Source organism: Verrucomicrobiia bacterium (assembly GCA_026414565.1).
In the GTDB taxonomy this organism is placed as follows: domain Bacteria; phylum Verrucomicrobiota; class Verrucomicrobiia; order Limisphaerales; family Fontisphaeraceae; genus Fontisphaera.
In genome coordinates, this window is the sequence record JAOAIT010000071.1 from 1 (window position 1) to 16,799 (window position 16,799).

The following is a 16,799-nucleotide window of genomic DNA, read 5'->3' on the forward strand; positions in this document are numbered from 1 at the left end:
AGATGTGTATAAGAGACAGCTCCCACGCTCACCCCCGCCACCAACACCGCCCCGGTGCTCACATACGCCAGCCGCCCAATGCGCACCGCCCCGGCGGTGGTCACCCCCGGCGCCACCCACGCCCCGTCCTCCAGCACGCAGTCATGATCAATCGTGGCCCCCGTGTTCACAATCACCTGCCGCCCCAGCCGGGCCCCGGGCCCCACGATGCTGCCCGCACACAAACACGAACCCGCCCCAACGCACGCCGCCGGGGAAACCACGGCCGACGGATGCACCGCCGTGGCCAGGGAAAAACCCGCCGCCTCCACCCGCTCGCCCAAACTCAGCCGGGCCGGGCTTAACCCAATGGCCACATGCACGGCGCCCGCCACCCCGCCCGTGCGCAAATACTCCAGACCGCCCCACACCGGCAAACCCTCGCGCAGGGCGCCTCTCAGTTTCGGAGCGTCATCCAGCCAGCCGGCCACCGTGGCGCCCGCCGCACGAAAAATGTCCAGCACCACCCGGCCATGCGCCCCGGCGCCATAAATGTAGATGCAGGCTGTATTGGCCACGCAGCTTACTTGAGGGCGGCGGCCAACGCCTCCACCACCCGTTGTTGTTGGGCTTCGGTCATTTCCGCAAACATCGGCAGCGACAGGCAACGCTGCGCCAGCGCCTCCGAGTGGGGAAAATCCCCCGGCTGATGCCCCAAATGCGCGTAAGCCTGCTGCAAGTGCACCGGCACCGGATAATGCAACCCCGTCTCCACCCCCGCCGCGGCCAGCCGCTCCCGCACTTCATCCCGGCGCTCGCACTCGATCACATACAAATGCCAGACGCTCTCGGTGTCAGCAAAAAAGGCGGGCCGGGTCACCGGCAGTCCCGCCAGCAGGGCGTCATAGCGCCGCGCCAAAGCCTGCCGGGCCGCATTCCAGGCCTCCAACCGCTTCAGCTTGGCGCTCAGCACCGCCGCCTGGAGGCTGTCCATGCGATAGTTGTACCCCAGCTCTTCGTGGTAGTAACGGCGGCTCTGGCCGTGCTCGCGCAACCGCCGCGCCCGGGCCGCCAGCGCCTCGTCATCCGTCACCAGCGCCCCACCTTCCCCATAGGCCCCCAGATTTTTTCCCGGATAAAAGCTGAAACAGGCGATGCGGCTCCATTGCCCCGCGCGCCGCCCGCGGTAACGCGCCCCGTGCGCCTGCGCCGCATCCTCAATCACGGGCACCTGATGGCGCGCGGCAATTTCCTGGATCGGCGCCATGTCGGCCGGCATGCCGTAGAGATGCACCGGCAAAATCGCCCGCGTCCGCGGCGTGATGGCGGCCTCCAGCCGGGCCGGATCCAGCGTCCGCCGCCCCGGCTCAATGTCCACAAACACCGGCCGCGCCCCCACATAGCTGATCGCCCACACCGTGGCAATGAAGGTCATCGGCACCGTGATGACTTCATCCCCGGGGCCAATGTCCAGCACCCGCAGCGCCAGATGCAACGCGCTGGTGCCGGAGTTGCAGCTCACGCAATGTTGCGTCCCGCAATAGGCGGCAAACTCCCGCTCAAACACCTGCGTGGGCGGCCCCTGGGCAAAGCGGCAGGATTGGCAGATGTCCTCCCAGGCGGCAAACACTTCGTCGCGAATCTGCCGGTGCTGGGCTTGCAAATCCAGAAAGGGCACGGAGGGCTGGCTCATAGGGGATTTTATGCGGAACTTAACACCTCGCGCAGGGCGTGAATCACCTGATCCTGCTCGGCTTCGGTCATCTGCGGATACAACGGCAGCAACAACGAATGATCGCTCGCCGCCTCGGTCACCGGCAGCGACAACTCGCCATGCGTCAGCCGGTAGGGACGCTCCCGATGCGCCGTCATCACCCCGCGCCGGGTGGCAATCCCGCGATCCAACAACGCCTGCATCAGGTCCGCCCGGCTCATCGGCAGAGTTGGCTGCAGCAGTATGGCGAAGCTCTGGTAATTGGTCTCCGCATAAGCAGGCACCGGCGGCACCGCGATATGCGGCACGCCCGCCAGTTTCTCCCGATACCGGGCCGCCAGCGCCCGCCGGCGGGCCACCAGCCCCTCCAGCCGTTTCATCTGCTCAATGCCCACCGCCGCCTGCAAATCCGTCATGCGGTAGTTGTACCCAAATTCGTTGTGCTCCTCAAAAATGACCTTGTTGGCCTGATGACGGACGGTATCCGGCACGCTCATGCCATGTTGCCGCAGCACCTTCATCAGCCGCGCATAGCCCTCGTTATGGGTCGTCACCATGCCGCCGTCCCCGGTGCAGATGACCTTGCGCGGATGAAACGAGAAACACGCCATCTCCGTATGCGCCCCGATGGGCCGGCCTTTGTAGCGCGAACCCAGGGCGCAGGCGGCGTCTTCAAAAATCTTCACCCCATGCTTCCGGCCCAGTTCCAGAAACCGGTCAATGTCACAGGGCAGCCCCAATTGATGCACGATCATGACGGCCTTGGTGCGGCCGGTGATGCGCCGCTCCACATCCTCCGGATCCAGGTTGAACGTCTGGGGCTCCACCTCGGCAAACACCGGCTGCGCGCCCGCGTAACGCACAGCGTTGGCCGTCGCAATGTAACTCATGGAAGGCACGATGACCTCATCCCCTGGCCCCACCCCCAGCGCCACCAGCGCCAGATGCAACGCCGTGGTGCAACTGCTGCAGGCCACCGCATACCGCGCCCCGGTGTACTCGGCCACCAGGCGCTCAAACTCCGCCACCCGCGGCCCCTGGGTCAGCCAGCCGCTGGCGATGACCTCCTGCGCCGCCCGCGCTTCCTCGTCGCCCATGACGGGCTTGGTGATGGGGATCATGTGGCGTAAGCCTTCCATTGTTGCGCCGCCATGGCCTCCGCCCGCCAGGCCACCAGCCGGCGCAGCCCCTCTTCCAGGCTGATTTGCGCCTCAAACCCCAGCTTTTGCCGGGCCTTCGTCACGTCGGCCAGCCGCCGCGGCACCGGGTTGACCTTCCGCAACGGTTGAAACTCCGGCTGCACGTCCTCGTAGCCGGTCACGCGCAACAGCGTCTTCAACAATTGCAACAGTGTGGTCTCCTGGCCGGAGCCAATATTAAACACCTCGTCCACCACCTCGCTCCGGGCCGCCAGCACATTGGCCCGGGCAATGTCCTCGCTGTAAATCATGTCCATCGAAGTGCTGCCGTCCCCGTGAATCTTGGGCGCCTCGCCCCGGTCCAGGCAGTCCAGCCACCGGATCAGCACCTCGGTGTATTTCCCAAACACATCCATCCGCGGGCCGTACACGTTGAAATAGCGCAGCGCCACATACGGCAGGCGGTACATGTCGTAAAAATAGCGGTACATGCCTTCATTGGCCATCTTGGCCGCGCCGTACCACGTGCGGTTGTTGTAAGGATGATGGCTTTCCGGCGTGGGAAACACGTCTGCCGCCCCATAAATGGAGGCGCTGCTGGCCGCCACCAGCTTCCGCACGCCCGCCTCCACACAGGCCATGGCCACATTGAAGCTGCCCTGAATCAACACCTCCAGACACTCCCGCGGCTGCTCCGCGCAGGCCGTGATCCGGATGGCCGCCTGATGAAACACCACGTCCACACCGTCAAAGTGGGGCCGGATGTCGTCAAAATGCCGGATGTCCTTCTGCACCAGCTCCACCGTCCCATGCTGCCGGGCCCATGCCAGATTGTGCAGCGTGCCGCGGGTCAGATTATCCAGCACAATGATCCGCCCCACCTGCTCCTGGCGAATCAGCAAATCGGCCAGCGTAGAGCCAATCAGCCCCGCCCCGCCGGTGATCAACACTGTTTTACCCTTCAATTCCATGATGGATCCTCATTCCATATTCTTGCGCGGCATCAACCGCGCCGGCACCCCGGCCACCACCGCCCCCGGCGGCACGTCCCGCGTCACCACCGCCCCGGCGCCCACCAGCGCCCCCTCGCCAATCGTCACGCCACACAGGATTACCGCGCCGCTGCCAATGGCGGCCCGGCGTTTAACCCGCGTGGGGATGCACTGCCAGTCCGCGGTGGATTGCAACTGGCCGTCGGCATTCACCGCCGCGGGATAACGATCATTGATGAACATCACCCCGTGCCCGATGAAACACTCATCTTCAATCGTCACCCCCTCGCAGATGAACGTGTGGCTGGAAATCTTGCACCGTTCCCCTATTTCCGCCCCGCGCTGGATTTCCACAAACGTCCCTATCCGCGTGCCGCGGCCAATCCGGCAGCCGTACAGGTTCACAAAGCCATAAATCTGCACCCCCTCGCCCAGCACCACATCCGGCGCAATCCGGCTGAATTCAGGTGTCTTGCTCATAAAACCACGCGCCCCCCCTGCGCCTTGATGCTGCGCTGGGCCGCATCCAAAATCCGCACCAGCCGCAGCCCCGCCTGCCCGTCGGTCAACGGCGTGCGCCCTTCGCGGATGCACTGGATGAAGTGGGCCGCCATGCGCGCCAACGGCTCCTCGTTGGTAATGTGCGGCGCCCACATGTCCCCCGAGCGGTAACTGATCAGCACCTGCCGGCGCTTCTCCGGATCCTGGCCCACCTGGATGCCCCGGTTATAGACCTTCACCTTTTCGCTGCTTTCCAGGTCATTATAAATCAGGCTCTGCTCGCTGCCGCCAATGATCATCTGCCGCACCTTCACCGGCGACAGCCAGTTGACGTGAAAATTCGCAATCAGCCCCTCCCCATAATCCAGATTCAAATACGCCACATCCTCAATATTTTGATTGGCATGCACCGCGCCAGAGGCGGAAAGACTCCGCGGCATCCGGCCCAGCAGCAAATCCACGATGGACAGATCATGCGGCGCCAGGTCCCAGACCACATTCACATCGCTTTGCAAAAGGCCCAGGTTGATGCGCACGCTGTCAATGAAGTAAATCTTGCCCAGCCGCCCCGAATCCACGATCTCCTTCATCTTGATCACCGGCGGGCTGTACACAAACACATGATCCACCTGCAACACCAGCCCCTGCTTCTGCGCCAGCTCGCACAGCTCCTCCGCGTGATCCACCCGCAGGGTCAGCGGCTTCTCCACCAGCACATGCTTGCCGGCCTCCAGCGCCTGCCGCGCCAGCTCATAATGCGTGTGCACCGGCGTGGCAATCGCCACCGCGTCCACCTCCCGATCCGCCAGCACTTCGTCCCACCGGCCGGTGACCTGCAACCAGGGATGCCGCCGCCGGGCGCGCTGTTGCCGGGCGGGATCCAGATCACAGCAATAGACCACCTGGCAGTGCTCGGCCTCCGCAAAGTTGCGCACCAGATTCGGCCCCCAGTAACCATACCCCACAATGGCCATTTTGACCGGCGATTTGGCTCCCATGATCTCGGCCTCCCCCTTACGCAAAATCGTACACCACCACCCGCGTGCAGTTCGGTTTGAACACCTTCTCCACAAACTCCACATGCAGCGGATGCACCTGGTAGGCGTCCTGCGTCGCCTTGTCCGGAAACACAAGGTTCAACCCCACCGCGTAGCTCTGCTCCACCACCGCCCGCCCGCTGGGCACCATCTTGCCCACGTGAAAATGCACAATGCCCGGAATCGGCCGCAGATACTGCTCGGCCCCCGCCACCAGGGCATCCGCCGCCTCCGGCCGCGCCGGGTTGGTCCAAAAAATGACCACGTGTGAAAACATGCGCCCGAACTTAACAAACGCCTCCCAACCGGGCAATGCCCAATTTGCCCGGCACCCCATGGGCAAAAATCCTTGGCCCGCCGCCGCCCCTGCCTTATGCTCCGCCCCGATGAACATCCCCAAATTTCTCCTCCCGGCCCTGGCGCTCTGGGCCCTCGCCGCCGCCCCCGCCGCGGCGGCCGAGCCCTTTCCCGTCCGCGGCCTCTGCATCCAGGCCCCCGCCCCGCGGCAGGTCGAGCGTTTCGCCCGCTGGATGACCAATGAACTGGCCGCGCGCGGCGTGAACACCCTCATCCTGCGCGTGGATTTTAACTACGAGTACCAGAGCCATCCCGAGCTGCGCGGCGGCGCCCCCCTCACCCCCACGGACGTGCAACGCCTCGTCCAGGCCGCGCGCACCGCCGGCATCCAGCTCATCCCCCAAATCAACCTCCTCGGCCATCAATCCTGGCAAAGCACCCCCGGCAAACTGCTCCAGGTCTATCCCGAATTTGACGAAACCCCCTGGGTCCAACTGCCCGCCAAATACCAGTGGCCCAACCCGGACCGCCTCTATTGCAAAAGCTACTGCCCCCTCCATCCCGGCGTGCACAAGGTGGTTTTTGCCCTGGTGGACGAATTATGCGACGCCTTCGACGCCCGCGCCTTCCACGCCGGCATGGACGAAGTGTTCTACCTCGGCGAGGACCGCTGCCCCCGCTGCGGCGGCAAGGACAAATCCGCCCTCTTTGCCGGCGAAGTCACCCGCATCCGCGAGCACCTGAAAAACCGCAACCGCGAGCTGTGGATCTGGGGCGACCGCCTGCTCGACGGCCGCACCACCGGCATCGGCGAATGGGAGGCCAGCTTCAATGACACCCATCGCGCCATTGATATGATCCCCAAAGACGTGGTGATCTGCGACTGGCATTATGAGCGCGCCCATCCCACCCCCATTTATTTTGCCCTCAAAGGTTTCCGCGTCGTGGCCTGCCCCTGGAACCGCGCCGAGGTGGGCGCCCAACAGGTGCGCGACCTCCTTCTCATGCGCGAGCGCGCCGCCCCCCCGGTGCGCCAACGCCTCCTGGGCGTCGTGCAAACAGTCTGGAGCGGCGTGGACGCCTTCTGGCGTGAATGGGACAGCCTCAAAAACGATCCCCCGCCCCCGCCCGATCAGGCCCGCGTGGCCCGCTGCTTCCTGCGCGTGAGCGAGGAATGGAAGGCCGCGCCCCCGCCACCAACCGGCACATCCAACCGTTAAGTCTGGCAGGGCGGCCACCACGCAAGGCACAGAACAGGCCTGACTTTCAAAAACCGCCTTCAGCCTCATGTCCTGTTGCATGGCTCTGGCCGGCGGGCCAAAGAACGAACGAAAAGAAACTTGAACCACGCTCTGAGACGTGGCGAGATAACCTCATGCTCACGGGCATCCGCATAGAAAATTTCCGATGCTTCCGGCAGTTGAGCATTGAGCCGCTCAAGCGGGTCAACCTCATCACCGGTCAGAATAACACCGGCAAAACCTGCCTGCTGGAGGCGCTGACGCTGCTGCTGGATCACGCGGGCGGGTTTTCCGAGGCCCAGGCCCGCTTTCAGCAATTAAGTAGCCTCTTTCGCCCCCATGCCCAGGGTTTCTGGCCCTGGTTGTTTTATCAGAAAAAAGCCCAAGATCAGTGCAAATTCGTTGCGGCCCTTGATGGAGTTGAGCACCAGGCGTGGTTGACCCCAGACAGCCCGCCTCAAGCCTTGGCTGCCAGTTATCCATCTCCAGAAAGTTACCCCATCGGCCCCCTGGTGCTAACCAGGGAGCGGGCTCAAAAAAGATGGCCCGCGGTCACCGTGCTGACCACCCCCATCTTTGACCCCGCACAGACCGCCAAAGATTTCAACCAACTGGTTCTCAAACGTCGCAGCAAGCAGGTCGAAGCTTTGCTCAAGGAAATTGAACCACGCCTGATAAGTTTGCAGTTGTTATTGGACCCGCAAAACCAGCCCGTGATCTTCGCCGAGCTTGATCTCCCGGAAATGATCCCCATCACCCAAATGGGCCTGGGCTTCTGTCGTTTGTTGCATATTTACACACGCATCCTCGCCGCAGACGCGCAGGTGGTGCTCATTGATGAAATCGAAAACGGCATCCATCATGCCATCCTGCCAGTGGTATGGAAGGGCCTCGCCGACCTCGCCGCCCGCATGAATGTGCAAATCTTTGCCACCACCCACAGTTGGGAGTGCGTCGTCGCCGCGCATGAAGCCTTTGCAGAAACGCGGGATTACGACTTCGCCCTCCACCGGCTGGAGCGGATGAAGGACGACATTCAAGCCTTCACTTACGACCGTGAAGCACTGGAAGCCGCGCTGAAAAGCGCGCTGGAGGTGCGCTGATGAAGCCGGTCAGCCTTGTCTCCCGCACTCAACTCCTGGTGGAAGGCCATGATGCACAGCGTTTTTTTCAAGCCTTCCTCAACCACTGCCAGCGAGCCCATGTCCAGGTGCAAAACTTTGGCGGGATTAGCGAGCTTGGCCCCTTCCTCAAAGCCCTCTCCTTGATGCCCGGATTCCGCTCGACGGTCACCACCGTCGCCGTCATTCGCGATGCCGAAGCCAGCGCTCAGGCCGCCTGGCAAAGTGCGGCCAGCTCGCTAAAATCCGCCGGTTTGACCGCGCCTCCCAGCCCCGCCTGCTTTTCCACCAGCACCCCCAGAACTGGCATTTTTATTCTGCCGGACAATCAAAGTGCCGGCACGCTGGAGACACTTTGTTTGCAATCGGTTCAAACAGACCCGGCGCTGCCTTGCGTGGGCCAATTCATGCAGTGTGTGGCACAAGCCGGCTTTCCCTTGCCTGCAAGCATCGGGCAGGCGGACAAAAGACGTGTACAAGCATTTCTAGCCAGCCGGGATAAACCCGGCCTGCGCCTGGGGGAAGCGGCTGAAAAAGGGTATTGGCCCTTCAACCAGGCCGCCTTTGCTGCGTTGCGCAGTTTCTGTCAAGGGCTGTGACTGCACCGCCAGGGCGACCCCAAAACCTTGTTTCCCACCGCGGTGCGTTACGCCGGCTCTTGTTGCGTCAGGCAGTGCAACGTCCCGTAGCCCAGCACCAAATCCACCGCGTGGATGCCCACCACCTGCCGATCCTTGAACAGCTCGCCCAAGATCCCCAGCGCCACCCGGTCCTGGGGATCGTTGAACGTCGGCACCAGCACATACTCGTTGGCAATGTAAAAATTGGCGTAGCTCGCCGGCAGCCGGTCTTTGCCAAAATACAGCGGCCCAGGCATCGGCAACGCCACCACCTCCGGCTTGGAGCCGTCCTCCAGCCGCAAATCCTGAATGCGCTCCCAGTTCTCCGCCAGGGGCTTGTAATTCACATCCTTGGGATTCTTCTCCTGGATCAGCACCACCGTCGTGGGATTCACAAACCGGCAGATGTCATCAATGTGCCCGTGCGTATCATCTCCCACCGGCCCGGCCGCCAGCCAGAAAACCTGCGTCACCCCCAGGTAGGCCTTGAACGCCGCCTCGTACCCCGCCCGATCCAACCCCGGATTCCGCACCTGCACCGTGGGATGCTGATAGCATTCCAACGTCGTCAGCAACGTCCCCCGGCCGTTCACCTCGATGCCGCCCCCCTCAATCACAAAGTCGCGCCCGCCCGCCCGCGCGTGAAACAACCGGCGCCGGTACTTGCGCGCCGCCAGCTCGGGAATGCGCCGGTCCTTGCGCCAGTTGGGATACTTGGCCCACGCGTTGAAGTGAAAATGCACGATGGCCTTCTCCCCGCCCGCCCGCGTGACATGGATCGGCCCGCTGTCCCGCATCCAGCCGCGATTGGTGGGAAAGGGCAGAAAATCCACCCGCCGCACATCGCCCCCGGCCAGCCGGATGACCTCGCGGGCGCGGCGGGCGTCCCGCGGGGAATTCACGCACAGGCGCACCCGCTCCCCGGCCCCAATCTTGCGGATCATCTCGCCATACACCCACTCAATGGCCTGCATCTTCCCCGGCCAGTCCGTCCGCTCATGCGGCCAGCCCAGCCACGTGGCCGCATGCCGTTCCCACTCGGCCGGCATCCGAAAACCCAGCTCCGCCGGGGTGGCCTCCACTTGCTGCGCGTTGCGTTGGCTCATGTCGCTTGTCCTTTCCGGGCGCCGATTGTCATGGCCCGCCGCCATTGTGCAATCTTTTTATCCATCCGCCGCCGCCCCGGGCCGGCGCGGTGTTGCGGCGTTGACATTGCCCCCGCCACTTGTTACCTACCACCCGGCGTGCCGTCCCGACTTCGCGCCCGCGGCAGGCTGCGAGCCACGGCGGCCGCCTGCATCTATGACCAGATCCGCCAAGCGCCGGCTGGCCCGCCTGCTGGGCCTGCTGCTGTTCCTCGCCTTGTGCCTCGGGGCGGGCGAGTTGTTTGTGCGGCTGGTGTTTGGCGACAAAATTGTCCTCTTCCCCCGCTTCCACGAAGAGGCCCGCTACGGCCCCTTCGCCATCCGCCGCCTCCGGCCCAACACCATCTTTGAACATCGCAGCGTGGACGGCCGCTGGCGCTTTCAAATCAACGCCCAGGGCTTCCGCGACACGCACGACTACCCCTACGCCAAACCGCCCGACGTGCGCCGGGTCATCTGCCTGGGCGACTCCCACACCCAGGGCTTCGAATGCGAACAAAGCCAGACCTATGCCCAGGTGCTCGAACAGGCCGCCGCCGCCCGCCGCCTGCCCCTGGAGGTGCTGAACACCGGCATCTCCGGCTTCGGCACCGCCGAGCAGCTCGTCTTCCTGGAGCAGGAAGGCCTGAAATACCGCCCCGACTTTGTGGTCCTGGGTTTCTTTGCCAATGACCCCGACGACAACGCCAAGTGCGGCCTCTTTGCCCTGCATGAGGGCCGCCTAATCACCAACAAGTTCGTGCACCTCCCCGGCGTCCGGGTGCTGCGCCCCTTCCAAAACTTCCCTCCCACCCGCTGGCTCAGCCAGCACTCCTACCTCTACTCCCTCGTCATGAACAACATCTGGACCTTCATGAAATCCCGCCTCTCCCGCCAGGCCGCCGAAGCCGCCCCCGTCGAATACACCATCGGCGTGACCAACACCTTGGAGGCCGCCCGCCACTATCAGGAAAAATTGACCGCCGCCCTCCTCCAACGCCTGGGCCAGACCTGCCGCACCCACGGCATCCAGCTCATCCTCGTGGAAATCCCCACCCGCACGGGCACCAATTCCTTCGGCCCCTCCCTGCCGCCGGCCCTGCGGGAAGTCGCCGCCGCCTCCGCCGATCACGTCCTCTGGAGCTCCAACCTCTTCTCCTCGCTCCCCCAGCCCGCCGTCATCTTCCGCCCCCACGGCCAATGGCACCTCACCGAGCAAGGCCATGCCGTCATCGGCCACGCCCTGGCGGAAATCATCCTCCCCCAGCTCCCCACGCCGCCCCGCCCCGCTGCCGCCACCAACGCCGGCGCCACACCGCCCTGAGCCTCCTAAAACTTGTCCTCGCCGTCCGTAAGCAGCGACTCCGCCTTGTCCGCCGTCTCCACCACCGCCGCCATGGCGGTCTGCAGCGAGGCCGGATCCGTCTCCGCCGCAATCTGCACGGTGAACGCCGCGTAGCAGCGGTTGCTCGAAGACGAGCGCAGCAGGCTCCACGCGCCAAGTTTGACGTGCGCGTTGTGCACCAACAGCGCGTTGGCCACGTCCCCCGGCAGCGGCCCCTCGCTCTCATAGCCCACGCTGAAAATCTCCCGGATTTCCAAAGGCCCCAAATGCGAGGTCTGCGAACGGATATACACCGTCTGATGCCGGTTGTTCTCCAGCCGGAAGCTGACCTGATAATCGCCCTGGGCATCCACGTGATATTTCAGGCCCAGGATGTCCAACAATCTGCCCACGCGCGAGTCGCCGGTTTTGGAGCCAATAATCATAAATTTGAGGGGTTGAGTTTTGATCTGCTGCTGGCCGCGAGCTTTGGTTTTTTACCCGCCTTCCCATCCTACGCCCCCGGCGGCCATAAAGCAACCCCTCCGTTGGCCCCTCAATGAAGCTGCCGCAACACCACCTCCCCGCGCAGAATCTTGTTGCAACACGTCAGCCGGTATTTCTCCGGATCCCGATTCCACGCGTCCAGCACATCCAGCTCCTCCGGCGTGGGCTCGGTGATGTTTTCCATCCCGCTCACCACCTCGCACACACACGTGCCGCAACTGCAATTGAAGCAGCCGGCCTCCATCTCCACCCCGGCCTTCTCGCCGGCCTCAATCAGCGTCTCTCCCGCTTCCACTTCCGCCGACACGTTGGCGGGCAATATCGTTATTTTAGGCATACTCTGTCCCTGTCTCACCATTAGCGCAACGCCTCCCATTGTCAAATCCCATTCCCCCGCCCTCACGGCCAATCCCTCCAGCCTTCGCCCCGCCCGGCCGCCCCCACCGCAATCAGGGGCCACCGTTTTTGCTGTTGTCGGCTGAGGCTTGCGCTAATATGTCCCCGGTTTTACCGGCGTCATGAAAATCACGCTGTTCATCCCGTGTTTCATTGACCAGTTCTATCCGCAGGTGGGCATCAGCGTCGTCCGCCTGCTGGAAAAACTCGGCCACACGGTGGATTACCCCGAAGCCCAAACCTGCTGCGGCCAGCCCGCCTTCAATTCCGGCCTCTGGGACGAGGCCCGCGCCGTGGCGGAACATGCCCTCGCCGTCTTCCAATCCGCCGAAATCATCGTCACCCCCTCCGGCTCCTGCGGCGCCATGATGCGCGTGTTCTATCCCCAACTCTTTGCCGGCACCCCCCACCACGCGCTCGCCTGCGCCATCGGCCGCAAAACCTTCGAGTTCAGCGAATTCCTCGTCCGGCGGCTGGGGCTCACCGATGTGGGGGCCGAATTCCCCGGCCGCGCCACCTTTCATGACGGCTGCCACGGCCTGCGCGAGCTGGGCATCAGAGACGAACCCAGGCAATTGTTGCGCCACGTGCGCGGCCTCGAGCTGGTGGAGCTGGACCCGCCGGAGATCTGTTGCGGCTTCGGCGGCACCTTTGCCGTGAAGTTTCCCATGATCTCCACCGCCATGGGCGATAGCAAATGCCAGGCCATCCTGGACACCCGGGCCGACTACGTCATCTCCCTGGACTCCAGTTGCCTCATGCACCTCCAGGGGCTCCTGGCGCGTCAGGCACGCCCCGTCCGCTGCCTGCACCTGGCCGAAGTGCTCGCCCATTCCCTTTGAACCCCAGGCCCGTTATGAGCCAGAACCCCGCCGTCCAATTCAAAGCCCAGGCCATCCGCCTCACGGCCGACCTCGAACATCGCCAGTGGATTTTCAAGGCCCTCCGCGGCTACGAGGCCAAACGCGACGAATGCAAGGCCCGCTTCCAAAATTGGGAGGGCGCCCGCCAGGCCGCCGCCGAAATCAAATACGACACCCTCAACCATCTTGACCGCTACCTCGAGCAGTTTGTCCACCATCTGGAAAACCGCGGCGCCCGCGTGCATTGGGCCGCCGACGCCCGCGCCGCCCGCGAAATCATCCTCGACATCGCCCGCCAGAACCAGGTCCGCTTCATCATCAAATCCAAAAGCATGACCTCGGAGGAAATCCACCTCAACGACGCCCTCCAGGCCGCCGGCTTCGAGGTGTTTGAGTCCGACCTCGGCGAATACATCGTGCAACTCCGCGAGGAACCCCCCTACCACCTCGTGTTTCCCGCCATGCACCTCAAACGCGGCCAGATCAGCGCCCTCTTCCAGCAAAAACTCCAGGCCGAACCCGTCACCGACCCCGAGGCCCTCACCATGATCGCCCGCCGCGTCATGCGCCAGAAATTCTGCCAGGCCGACATGGGCATCAGCGGCGTCAATTTTGGCGTGGCCGAAAACGGCATGGTCTCCATCACCGAAAACGAGGGCAACGCCCGCCTCACCACCTCCCTGCCCCGCATCCACGTCGCCCTCATGGGCATCGAAAAACTCGTCCGCACCATGGACGACCTGGCCCTCCTCCTCCCCATGCTCGCCACCGCCGGCGCCGGCCAGTGGCTCACCGGCTACAACACCCTCTACGGCGGCCCACGCCTGACCGGCGAAAGCGACGGCCCCGATCAGTTCCACCTCGTGCTGCTCGACAACGGCCGCACCCGCCTGCTGGCCGACCCCGAACAGCGCGACGTCCTCCACTGCATCCGCTGCGGCGCCTGCCTCAACGTCTGCCCCATCTTCCGCAACGTCGGCGGCCACACCTACGGCACCACCTACCAGGGCCCCATCGGCTCCGTGCTCACGCCCCACCTCCGCGGCCTCCGCCAATGGAAACACCTGGCCTTTGCCTCCTCTCTCTGCGGCGCCTGCACCGAAACCTGCCCCGTCAAAATTGACCTCGCCCACCACCTCCTGCACAACCGCCGCAACGCCGTGCGTGCCCACCCGCCGCTCCTCGAACGCCTGGCCTTTGCCGCCTTCAAAACCTTGATGCGCCACCCCCCGCTCTATCACCTGGCCATGACGCTGGGCCGCTGGCTGCAACCCCTCCATCGCCTCGTCCAGGGCACCGCCCTGGACCCCGCGCGCGCCTGGACTCGCTCCCGCGAAACCCCGCGCTTCGCCCGCCAAAGCTTTCATGCCTGGTGGAAAAAACACCACCACGCCACTCCCTCCTCTCCCGCATGAGCACCCCAAACACCTCCGCCCGCGAAAGCATGTTGGGCCGCATCCGCGAAGCCCTCAAAACCAAAGCCCCACCCCCGGGCCACCCCCCGGGCGAACCACCCCCCCCCGCCCCGCGCGACGGCCAGTTCCGCCCCCTCCTGCCGGCGGTCGGCGCCTCCTGGGACGAGCAATGCCGCCAGTTCGCTCGCAATGCCGAGCTGCTCAAAGCCGCCTTCAAAGTGTTGCCCGACACCGCCGCCGCCCGCGCGGAAGTGCAACGCATCGCCCGCGAAGAACAATGGCGGCGCCTGGCCACCCATGAACACCCCCTGCTGCGTGAAGTCTGCCGCGACCCCGGCCCCGCCCTCCTCTTCACCGACCGCCCCTACGCCAAAGAAGACCTCGAACAATGCGAAGGCGCCGTCACCGCCTGCGAGGCCCTCATCGCCCAGACCGGCAGCGTGCTGGTCACCAGCCGCGGCTGCGGCGGCCGCGCCGTCTCCATCCTCCCCCCCCATCATCTGGTCGTGGCCCGCCGCGAACAGTTGCTCCCGGATTTGCTCGCCGCCTTTGCCCTCCTCCGCCAGAAATACGGCGCCCACTATCCCAGCATGATCTCCTTCATCACCGGCCCCAGCCGCACCGGCGACATCGAGCGCATCCTGGTCCTCGGCGCGCACGGACCCAAACGGCTCACCATTCTGCTCATCGCCGGAGAGTGAGTTTTCCGCCAGGTGGTAAGAGAAAAAGAAAAGTGGTGGTAGGAGCTGGATTCGAACCAGCGTAGGCCGTAGGCCAGCAGATTTACAGTCTGCCCTCGTTGACCGCTTGAGTATCCTACCACCGCAGCCGTCCCCGCGGGTACGGGCGAGAGAAAATAAACCACGCCCCGCCGCGCCGACAAGAGGAAAAATCACCCCCCGCCAACGGGCATTCGCCCAACGGCCAGCGCCGTCCTCCTCCCTGCCCCACCCTCGGGAAAACCGTGGGCAGGGCGTGAAAAAACAGCCGCCAACGCGAGGCCGCCGCCCGGCGGGTAACCGCCTTTCCTGCCCCGAAAACCCTGGCCGGCCGCGCCTGCGCCCCTACACCAACCCTTCCAAAATCATCGGCAACCGCTCCAAACTGCGATTCAGCCCCGCCCGGGCAATCGCCTTGGCGCTGTCAGTTTGATTCGGGAACAGCAGATGCCACGCCGGCGATTCAAACCACGCCTCCGCCGCCACACTTTGATAATTCCCGCTCACCCCGATCTGGGCATGGCGCAACAACAAATCCGCCACATGCACCGCCGCCACAATCTGAATATGCTGGCTCGCCCGCTCCGGCGAATGATGGAACCGGGCCGACTCAATCATCACCTGCGGCAGCCGGTGCTGCTCCAGGTACAATCCCCCCAGCTCCGCATGATCCATCCCCAACACCTCAATCTCAATCGCCTGCAACGGCGCCTTGCTCTCCGCCGCCCGGCGATGAATCTCCGCAAAATGCTGCGGAAACACCGAGGCCATCACAATCTTGCCCACATCGTGCACCAGCCCCGCCACATAATCCGCCTCGTCATTGGGCATCCGCACCGCCGAAAGCACCTCGCGCGCCATGATGGCCGTGCCAATACAATGCCGCCAAAATTCCCGCCACGGAAACTCGGCGTTCCCCGCCATCTTCTGGAAATCTTCAATCACCGGCGTGACCATCGCCAACTGGCGAATCTGCCGCAGCCCCAGGTAAAACACCGCCTCCTCAATGCTGTTCACCGGCACGTTCAACCCAAAATAGACCGAGTTGACCAGCCGCAACAACCGGGCGGTCAGGCTGGGATCCCGCCGGATCACCTCGCTGATTTGCTGCGTGTAGCTTTGATCCGCCGCCAAAAGCTCCCGCAGCGCGCTGTTCACCGTGCTCAACGACGGCAGCCGCGGACACGAATGCAGCCGCGCATTGATCTGCTGCCGGTTCAACGGCGCCAACCGGTTCACTGTGGCCACTTGACTCATACTCAGAGGTCATATCGGCAGCCCCGCCCCGAACTTGAATCATTTTTCATCGCCGATTCCTCGGGGATGTCACCGCTGCCCCCGCCCTCGCCCCCTCCCGCTCTGCATTTTTCATTTTGCACTTTGCACTTTGCATTTCCCCTTCCGCATTTTCCCTTCGGTCTCGGGGAGCGCACGCTTCCCGCGCGCCGCCTCCGGCCCCCGCCAAAGCCAAATCAATCCGGCAGGGATTAACCATTAGGACTGATACTCACCATCTTACACATCCGCCTGCGACAATTCTCCGGTTTTGCACTTTGCATTTTGCACTTTGCACTTTGCATTTCCCCCTCTGCACTTTGCATTTCCCTATTCCCCTAAATGGCCTTGAACGAAGTGAGGTTTTAGGGGATATTGGCTCCGGGTCAGCCGAAAACCATGCAAGCGTGGGGAACCATCGGCATGTATGAAGCCAGGGAGGAGCCAAATCCCATCCCGCAGGATTCCTCTCCTTTGAACGACGCTTGCAACGAGGGCGTGTTGCTGGCGACGGTGATTCATCATGGGCCGGATG

The 16,799-nt window shown here is 63.8% G+C and carries 17 protein-coding genes, 1 tRNA gene and 1 pseudogene; 7 read left to right on the forward strand and 12 right to left on the reverse strand.

Annotated features, from left to right (window positions below; translation table 11 throughout):
- From N3J91_16555 to N3J91_16585, 7 genes are all read right to left on the reverse strand, one after another.
- Positions 1-557: hypothetical protein (locus N3J91_16555; GenBank protein MCX8158024.1), on the reverse strand; the 557-nt coding region annotated here is incomplete at its 3' end.
- A 5-nt stretch (positions 558-562) separates the two neighbouring features.
- Positions 563-1,672 carry a DegT/DnrJ/EryC1/StrS family aminotransferase gene (locus N3J91_16560; protein ID MCX8158025.1) on the reverse strand — a complete coding sequence of 370 codons (1,110 nt, stop codon included), beginning with the start codon at positions 1,670-1,672 and terminating at the stop codon, positions 563-565.
- An 8-nt stretch (positions 1,673-1,680) separates the two neighbouring features.
- Entirely contained in the window at positions 1,681-2,814 is a 1,134-nt protein-coding gene (locus N3J91_16565; GenBank protein ID MCX8158026.1) for a DegT/DnrJ/EryC1/StrS family aminotransferase, read from the reverse strand.
- Entirely contained in the window at positions 2,811-3,797 is a 987-nt protein-coding gene (locus tag N3J91_16570) for an SDR family NAD(P)-dependent oxidoreductase (GenBank protein MCX8158027.1), read from the reverse strand. The genes N3J91_16565 and N3J91_16570 overlap by 4 nt, the downstream gene beginning before the upstream one ends.
- A gap of 15 nt (positions 3,798-3,812) precedes the next feature.
- A complete protein-coding gene (locus N3J91_16575; GenBank protein MCX8158028.1) occupies positions 3,813-4,304 on the reverse strand; it encodes an N-acetyltransferase in 492 nt (163 codons plus the stop codon).
- Positions 4,301-5,323: a Gfo/Idh/MocA family oxidoreductase gene (locus tag N3J91_16580; protein MCX8158029.1), complete on the reverse strand. Its 1,023-nt coding sequence runs from the start codon at positions 5,321-5,323 to the stop codon at positions 4,301-4,303. Before N3J91_16580 ends, N3J91_16575 begins: the two co-directional genes overlap by 4 nt.
- Positions 5,324-5,339: 16 nt before the next feature.
- On the reverse strand, positions 5,340-5,639 hold the full coding sequence (locus tag N3J91_16585) for a Dabb family protein (protein MCX8158030.1): 300 nt from the start codon (positions 5,637-5,639) through the stop codon (positions 5,340-5,342).
- A gap of 109 nt (positions 5,640-5,748) precedes the next feature.
- Here N3J91_16585 and N3J91_16590 point away from each other — a divergent pair, with 109 nt between their 5' ends.
- The 3 genes from N3J91_16590 to N3J91_16600 all read left to right on the forward strand — a co-directional run bounded on the left by N3J91_16590 (position 5,749) and on the right by N3J91_16600 (position 8,620).
- A complete protein-coding gene (locus N3J91_16590; protein MCX8158031.1) occupies positions 5,749-6,879 on the forward strand; it encodes a family 20 glycosylhydrolase in 1,131 nt (376 codons plus the stop codon).
- A gap of 155 nt (positions 6,880-7,034) precedes the next feature.
- A complete protein-coding gene (locus N3J91_16595) occupies positions 7,035-8,003 on the forward strand; it encodes an AAA family ATPase (protein ID MCX8158032.1) in 969 nt (322 codons plus the stop codon).
- Positions 8,003-8,620 carry a hypothetical protein gene (locus N3J91_16600; GenBank protein MCX8158033.1) on the forward strand — a complete coding sequence of 206 codons (618 nt, stop codon included), beginning with the start codon at positions 8,003-8,005 and terminating at the stop codon, positions 8,618-8,620. Before N3J91_16595 ends, N3J91_16600 begins: the two co-directional genes overlap by 1 nt.
- 47 nt (positions 8,621-8,667) lie before the next feature.
- Here the strand turns inward: N3J91_16600 and N3J91_16605 are convergent, their stop codons facing one another.
- A complete protein-coding gene (locus tag N3J91_16605) occupies positions 8,668-9,747 on the reverse strand; it encodes an agmatine deiminase family protein (protein MCX8158034.1) in 1,080 nt (359 codons plus the stop codon).
- Between the two features lie 196 nt (positions 9,748-9,943).
- Between N3J91_16605 and N3J91_16610 the strand changes: the two are divergent.
- A pseudogene (locus tag N3J91_16610) lies at positions 9,944-10,933 on the forward strand (GDSL-type esterase/lipase family protein).
- Between the two features lie 161 nt (positions 10,934-11,094).
- Here the strand turns inward: N3J91_16610 and N3J91_16615 are convergent.
- Both N3J91_16615 and N3J91_16620 read right to left on the reverse strand, forming a co-directional pair.
- Complete coding sequence (locus N3J91_16615) at positions 11,095-11,535, reverse strand: hypothetical protein (protein ID MCX8158035.1); 441 nt, start codon at positions 11,533-11,535, stop codon at positions 11,095-11,097.
- A 110-nt stretch (positions 11,536-11,645) separates the two neighbouring features.
- Positions 11,646-11,933 carry a (2Fe-2S)-binding protein gene (locus tag N3J91_16620; GenBank protein ID MCX8158036.1) on the reverse strand — a complete coding sequence of 96 codons (288 nt, stop codon included), beginning with the start codon at positions 11,931-11,933 and terminating at the stop codon, positions 11,646-11,648.
- A 181-nt stretch (positions 11,934-12,114) separates the two neighbouring features.
- Between N3J91_16620 and N3J91_16625 the strand changes: the two genes are divergently transcribed.
- The 3 genes from N3J91_16625 to N3J91_16635 are packed head-to-tail and all read left to right on the forward strand — an operon-like array spanning position 12,115 to position 14,971.
- Complete coding sequence (locus N3J91_16625) at positions 12,115-12,834, forward strand: (Fe-S)-binding protein (protein MCX8158037.1); 720 nt, start codon at positions 12,115-12,117, stop codon at positions 12,832-12,834.
- 14 nt (positions 12,835-12,848) lie between these two features.
- The gene (locus tag N3J91_16630) at positions 12,849-14,270 is read left to right on the forward strand and encodes a LutB/LldF family L-lactate oxidation iron-sulfur protein (protein ID MCX8158038.1); all 1,422 of its coding nucleotides are present in this window, start codon (positions 12,849-12,851) and stop codon (positions 14,268-14,270) included.
- Positions 14,267-14,971 carry an LUD domain-containing protein gene (locus N3J91_16635; protein MCX8158039.1) on the forward strand — a complete coding sequence of 235 codons (705 nt, stop codon included), beginning with the start codon at positions 14,267-14,269 and terminating at the stop codon, positions 14,969-14,971. Before N3J91_16630 ends, N3J91_16635 begins: the two co-directional genes overlap by 4 nt.
- A 33-nt stretch (positions 14,972-15,004) precedes the next feature.
- On the opposite strand, the gene N3J91_16640 is transcribed toward N3J91_16635, so the two are convergent.
- Positions 15,005-15,091: transfer RNA gene (locus N3J91_16640), tRNA-Tyr, on the reverse strand.
- Between the two features lie 243 nt (positions 15,092-15,334).
- A complete protein-coding gene (locus N3J91_16645; GenBank protein MCX8158040.1) occupies positions 15,335-16,246 on the reverse strand; it encodes an HDOD domain-containing protein in 912 nt (303 codons plus the stop codon).
- Positions 16,247-16,799: the final 553 nt, after the last annotated feature.